Source organism: Bacillus sp. B2-WWTP-C-10-Post-4 (assembly GCF_009183805.1).
GTDB classification, from domain to species: Bacteria; Bacillota; Bacilli; order Bacillales; family Bacillaceae_G; genus Bacillus_A; species Bacillus_A cereus.
In genome coordinates this window covers 1-2,060 of the sequence record NZ_WEII01000244.1, presented here as the reverse complement: position 1 = coordinate 2,060, position 2,060 = coordinate 1, and the positions used below count along the sequence as shown (strand labels likewise).

The following is a 2,060-nucleotide window of genomic DNA, read 5'->3' as shown; positions in this document are numbered from 1 at the left end:
ACACTCATCACAACAATATACCCCTTTTGGTTTTTCTTTAAATCGCTTATATTTTTCACTGCCTTCGTAAACACGAAATATATTCTTACAAGAAAAGCAAACAATCTCATAAAACATCATATGCATTTTCCTCTCCTTGTTTATACACTTTTTTAATCACTTGTGAGAAGGTCATTTTTCTACAGCATAAATTTTAATATCCTTTGACTAAAAGGTTTACCTCTATTCTTATCGAATTATATTAATATCTTATAACGCGAGGTGAACATCTTGTTCAGTAATATAGAATTAGTTTTAGATGCTAAAGCAAGTTTAGCTGAAGGACCATGTTGGAATGAAAAAAAGCAACTTTTATATTGGGTTGATATTATGGAGAGAAAATTATGCATATACAATCCTACCGCTAATACGAACCGAGTAATTGCACTCAATCAACAAATCGGCTGTGTTGTTCCATATTTAGAGGATGTACTACTCTTAGCTATGGAAAAAGGCTTTTATTCTATTAATATAAATACCGAAAAACTGACACATATTTTTGACCCTGAACCACATTTAATAGAAAATCGTTTCAATGATGGAAAATGTGATCCAGCTGGTCGTTTCTGGGCAGGTTCTACAGATACATACGGTATGAATGCTGCAGGTTCCTTGTATTGTTTACATCATAATTTAAGTGTAGAGAAAAAAGTTTCACATGTAAATACATCAAATGGAATTGCTTGGTCACCTGATCATACATACTTTTACTTTATAGATACACCTACTAAAAAAGTGGTTCGCTATCAATATAATATACGTACTGGAGACATTCATAATCCAATTGATGTAATCATTTTCTCTGAAAATGATGGTCTACCTGATGGTATGACAATTGACGAAGACGGCTGTTTATGGATTGCACATTGGGGAGGTTCAAAAATAACTAGATGGAATCCCTCTACTGGAGAAAAAATATTAAGCATTCCAATTCCAGCTTTATATGTAACATCATGTACATTTGGAGGACCTAATTTAACAGATTTATATATCACAACAGCCAGAACAAGAATGACTGATGACGAATTAAAAGAGTATCCACATGCTGGTGGTATTTTTCGAATTCAAACAAATGTTAAAGGCTGTCCCACCTATTCATTTTGCAATAAAAATATTGGGGCTGAAACAATATGAACCGTATCGAATACATAAGACAAGAAGAAAAGAAATATCACGACCTTTGCTATGAACAATATAAACTATTTGAAATTGGCTCTTGGCTGTACAAACCGGTTAAAACAGTTATGGACTTGATGGATCACTTTGAAGGACAAAACAACTTGCAAGTACTTGATCTTGGCTCTGGCATCGGTAGAAATAGCATTCCAATTGCACAAATAATAAAAAATTATAATGGCACTGTTACATGTGTTGATTTACTTGATTCCGCTTTAACAAAGCTAAAAATTTATAGTAAAGAACATGATGTATTCGAGGCTATAAAAACAGAACAAGCAGAAATTGAAAACTATCATATTGACTCTAACGCTTATGATTATATCGTTGCAGTATCAAGTTTAGAGCATGTTAAATCAAAAGAAGATTTAAAAAAAGTGCTCCATTCTATGAAACAAGGGACAAAAAACGGCGGTATTAATTGTTTAATTATTAACTCTAACATACAAGAAATTGTTTTAAAAACGAATGAAGAATTAGAAGCTTTAATTGAAATTAATCTCCCAACTGATGAAATGATACATCTATTAAAAAGTATTTATAAAGGATGGAAAGAAGTAAAAGTTGAAATAAAAGAATTAGCTTATAATATGGTTCGTAATGAAAGACACATTCAATTAAAAACAAATGCTATAACGTTTGTAGTTCAGAAATAATCGTATAATAAAGATATGGTTATTTCTCTCAGATTTATTTTTATTGCACGAAATTTGCAAGTATAAATATTTATGAAACAAAAAAATAAAAGAGCACTTGTTTCCGCAAGTGCTCTTTTGGGGATTTTGAGATACCCTATTAACGAAAGTTAAGGTTACTTAAAGTTAATAGGTACTTCTATTATATGC

3 protein-coding genes are annotated in these 2,060 nt (G+C 31.3%); 2 read left to right on the top strand and 1 reads right to left on the bottom strand.

All coding sequences use genetic code 11. The features are described from left to right. Positions 1 to 126 (bottom strand): DUF2197 domain-containing protein (locus tag GBN78_RS29595; RefSeq protein WP_152128027.1); only part of this gene is annotated, 126 nt, incomplete at its 3' end. A gap of 144 nt (positions 127 to 270) precedes the next feature. Here GBN78_RS29595 and GBN78_RS29590 point away from each other — a divergent pair. Both GBN78_RS29590 and GBN78_RS29585 read left to right on the top strand, forming a co-directional pair. After that, complete coding sequence (locus GBN78_RS29590; RefSeq protein ID WP_097861963.1) at positions 271 to 1,173, top strand: SMP-30/gluconolactonase/LRE family protein; 903 nt, start codon at positions 271 to 273, stop codon at positions 1,171 to 1,173. Continuing rightward, on the top strand, positions 1,170 to 1,871 hold the full coding sequence (locus tag GBN78_RS29585) for a class I SAM-dependent methyltransferase (protein WP_001079538.1): 702 nt from the start codon (positions 1,170 to 1,172) through the stop codon (positions 1,869 to 1,871). The genes GBN78_RS29590 and GBN78_RS29585 overlap by 4 nt, the downstream gene beginning before the upstream one ends. Positions 1,872 to 2,060: the final 189 nt, after the last annotated feature.